General features: G+C 44.3%; 2 protein-coding genes and 2 pseudogenes. All 4 read left to right on the top strand.

Annotated features, from left to right (window positions below):
• The coding region (locus F6K46_RS38530) for a transposase (RefSeq protein WP_366510658.1) at positions 1 to 114 on the top strand (114 nt) is incomplete at its 5' end.
• A gap of 27 nt (positions 115 to 141) precedes the next feature.
• Positions 142 to 891 (top strand): annotated as a pseudogene (locus tag F6K46_RS38525) (polyketide synthase); the annotation flags it as partial.
• Positions 892 to 1,009: 118 nt separating this feature from the next.
• Positions 1,010 to 2,465, top strand: a pseudogene (locus F6K46_RS38520) (IS5 family transposase).
• Between the two features lie 44 nt (positions 2,466 to 2,509).
• A complete protein-coding gene (locus tag F6K46_RS38515; RefSeq protein WP_366510886.1) occupies positions 2,510 to 4,171 on the top strand; it encodes a type I polyketide synthase in 1,662 nt (553 codons plus the stop codon).
• Positions 4,172 to 4,279 lie beyond the last annotated feature (108 nt).

Raw genomic sequence — 4,279 nt, 5'->3', positions numbered from 1 at the left:
AATTTCTTTGCCCGACTCAAGCAATATCGAGGGATCGCGACGCGCTACGATAAGCGAGCCAAGAACTTTCTAGGAGCAATTTATCTGGCTGCTGCCGTAATCTGGCTTAATTGATGACACGCCCTAGGTTCAGCCGATAATCCTGAGGAATTTTGGGACTTACTTGTCAATGGGGTAGATGACATGCGAGAAGCCCCGGAAGGACATCATTCCTATCTAGATCCATACTACGATCCAGAGACTGGCAAACCTGGTAAGATATACATCAATCGTGCCGCGTTTCTCAACCAGTCCGCCGCAGATTTTGATGCCAATTTTTTCGGGATTTCACCAGATGAAGCTGCTAGTCTAGATCCTCAACATCGGCTGGTAATGGAAGTTGCCTGGGAAGCGTTCGAAAATGCCTCACTGGTACCAGAAAAATTGGCTGGTAGTCAAACCGGTGTATTCGTTGGCATATGTGCCAATGATTATGCTTGGCAACTTGCTAAACAAGATCCTACAGCAACAGATCTATACGTCGGCTCGGGGAATGCCTACAGCCCAGCAGCAGGTCGCCTTTCCTACTTCTTCGATTTTACAGGACCTTGTCTAGCGGTTGATACGGGCTGTGCATCTTCATTAGCAGCTATTCACTTGGCGGTTAACAGCTTGCGACAGGGAGACTGTAATCTAGCCCTAGCAGGAGGTGTCCAGCGATACGGCTCACCCGAATACTGGATTAATCTTTGTAAGTCCGGGATGTTATCTCCAGATGGTCGTTGTAAAACCTTTGATGCGAGTGCCAATGGTTATGCCCGTGGCGAAGGGTGTGGCATGATTGTTCTCAAAAGGCTATCCGATGCCCAATCTGATGGGGACAAAATTCTGGCTTTAATTAGGGTTTGCTGAAAAAAGCTGAAACCTTTAGATTCAAAGGCTTTAACCTGGCTTGAAAGTATCTCAGATGCCCTGGAATCTGCTAGAATAATCTAAAATCCTTGCACTGGCGAGGTCGTCTGTAGTACAAATGTACCGTAAAGTTGAGCAACCCCCAACACCACCGGAAAACTTCGAGCTACCCTGCCTCGGAAAACTATCCCCAGACAATCGTTGGGTAATCATGGCCAACTTAATCCCCTGGTCAGAATTTGAACCAGAATATGCTCAAAACTTCTCAGGGGAGATGGGGGCACCAGCCAAGGCATTTCGGATGGCAATGGTCGCCTTAATAATTAAAGAAAAATTAGGAACAAGTGATAGAGAAACGGTAGAACAAATCAGGGAAAATCCTTATCTACAATACTTTATTGGCATGACAGCCTATAGCAACGAAGCTCCATTTGAAGCGTCAATGCTCGTCCACTTTCGCAAAAGAATCAGGGTTGATTTAGTCAACAAATTAAACAAAAAAATGTTCAGGAAATTGACTAAATCAGAAGAACAGCCCAGGGTCGAAGAAGACTTAAGTGAGAGAAAAAATCAAGGGAAATTAATTAGTGATGCCACCTGTGCCCCTGCCGACATTAGCTATCCGACTGACTTAGGGCTATTAAACCAAGCCAGAGAACAAAGCGAAAAAATCCTAGACTCCCTCTACGAACCCCTCAAATATAAATTCAAAACTAAACCGAGAACTTACCGAAACAGAGCGAGAAAAGACTACTTAAAAGTAGCAAAACAAAGGCGACCTTTAGGAAAAGAAAGAAGAAAAGCGATTAGAAAACAGCTCCAATATATCTCAAGAAATTTAGGTCACATTGAGCAACTGATAGCTAAGGGTGCTGACCTTAACTGCTTGAGCAAAAAGCGGTATAAAATGCTGCTAGGAGTAGATGTAGTTTACCGCCAACAGTTATGGATGTGGTCAAACAACAAAAAGAGGATTGATGACAGAATAGTAAGTTGAAATCAACCTCATATCCGCCCGATGATCAGGGGGAAAGCGGGGAAAGCCGTTGAATTTGGAGCAAAACTGTCAGCTTCTTGTTTCAGCGGCTATGTATTTATCGACCGGATTAGTTGGGATAACTTCAATGAATCAGGGGACTTAAAAGCCCAAATAGAAGAATTTAAACGTTTCACAGGCTCCTACCCAGAATCAGTCCATGTAGACAAAATTTATCGCACCAGAGAGAATCGAGCTTGGTGCAAAGACAAAGAAATTAGAATGAGTGGACCTCCCGCACGGAAGACCACCGAAAAATATCAATAAGGAGACAAAGAAACAAGCAATTGACGATGAAAAAGTTCGTAACTGTATTGAGGGTAAATTTGGACAAGGAAAAAGAAGATAAGCGCCTCAATCGGGTGATGACCAAACTTTCTAATACTTCTCAAACAGCTATTGCTATCACCTTTTTAGTCATGAATATTTCTACCTGGCTGCGGCCATTTTTTTGTCTTTTTTTAGGTCGATTTCAGAGGATAACAAATTCTCTTCTGTTTTCGGCCTTAAACATAAATATAACTTAGAGTTTAGCTGATTATCCCAAGAAAAACTTATCTGAGCAACTGGCTTGAATAATCAATTAATCTTTCTGTTGCTGTTCCCTTACTTTTTCAGCAAACCCTAATTAGAGGAACTGCTCATGGACAGGATGGACGCACCAGCGGTTTAACCGTACCTAGCGGATCTTCTCAACAAGCGGTAATTCGCAGAGCACTCGCCAATGCTGGTATTAAACCAAAGCAAGTCAATTATATTGAAGCCCATGGTACAGGTACATCTTGGGGAGACTCAATTGAAGCCAATGCCTTGGGTAGCGTTTTTCGCAAACGAGAAGAACCTCTGCTCTTGGGTTCGGCGAAAACTAATATCGGTCACTTGGAAGGCGCATCTGGTGTCGCAGGTTTGATTAAAATCGTTCTTTCCTTACAAAATGAGTTAATTCCCCCTCATTTGCACTTCAAAGAACCTACGCCCTATGTAAGTTGGGATGAGATGCCACTAAAAGTGACAACTGAACAGACTCCTTGGTCAGCAACTGATAAACCTAGGATTGCTGGACTCAGTTCTTTTGGGTTTAGTGGTATCAATATACATGCGATCCTTTCAGAAGCACCAGCAGTTGCACCATTACGTAAAGAGCAAACCGCCCAACCACCTCTCCATCTGCTCACCCTCAGCGCCAAAACTAAACCTGCTCTAGAGCAAATGGTTCACAACTATGCAGAATATTTCGCCACTCATCCTAACCTAGACTGGGCACAGACATGTTTTACTACCAATAATTGTCGCACCCATTTCCAGGAACGTTTGGTGGTGATAGCCAACTCAGTAGCTCAGGCACGGGAACAGTTATTAGCTCATCAAGCAGGGATGGAAAACTCCCATCTGTTGCAGGGTAGCAAGAGAGAAAGTCAACCTCAAATTGCGTTTCTGTTCACTGGTCAAGGTTCCCAGTATCTAGGTATGGGGCGGGAATTATATGAAGCACAACCGACATTTCGTCAAGCCCTAGAACGTTGTCAGGAGATTTTAGAGACAATTGGTAATCAGGAGCGATCGCTACTGGAACTACTCTACTATACCGATGACAGTTCTCTGTTGGAGCAGACCGCCTATAACCAAACCGCCTTGTTTGCTGTAGAGTACGCACTAGCCGAGATGTGGAAATCTTGGGGCATTGAACCAAACATTGTCATAGGCGATAGTGTAGGGGAATATGTAGCAGCTTGTGTAGCTGGGGTTTTCTCCCTAGAAGACGGCTTGAAACTCATGGTTGCTAGAGGACGCTTGATGCAGCAACTGCCCACTAACGGAGAAATGGCATCCACTGCAGCATCCGCAAAACCAATAGCACAGACACTTCAAAACAGGGATGTTGTTACCCATGCAGCGTTTACGAAACCAATGCTGGAGGATTTTCGTAACGTGGTGCAAGAGGTAACTTTTCATCAACCTAGACTCAACTTTATCTCGAATGTCACTGGTTCTCAAGAAAGCATTTTACCAACTAACCCAGACTATTGGGTTGATCAGATACTCAAGCCGGTGCAATTTGCCACAGCCATAGAAACCCTCCATAGCCAAGGGGTAGATATATTGATCGAGATAGGACTAAAACCTATTTTGCTGGGCATGGGACAACAGTATTTACCCCTGGGCTATGGCACCTGGCTACCGACACTCCAGCAGGGCAAAAGTGATTGGGAAGGGGTATTACAGGCCAGGGCTATTTCATTCTAAAAATGCGCTTGAGTGTGTCTAGTCCAAATTGGCAGTATCGCTGTGCTTGAGCCATATTGGAGAAGCCATTGGAGCGATAGATATTCAGCGCAAAATTACGAGCAACTG

The sequence above is a fragment of the Moorena sp. SIO3E8 genome, assembly GCF_010692445.1.
GTDB lineage: Bacteria > Cyanobacteriota > Cyanobacteriia > Cyanobacteriales > Coleofasciculaceae > Moorena > Moorena bouillonii.
This window is presented reverse-complemented; position numbering and strand designations above follow the sequence as displayed.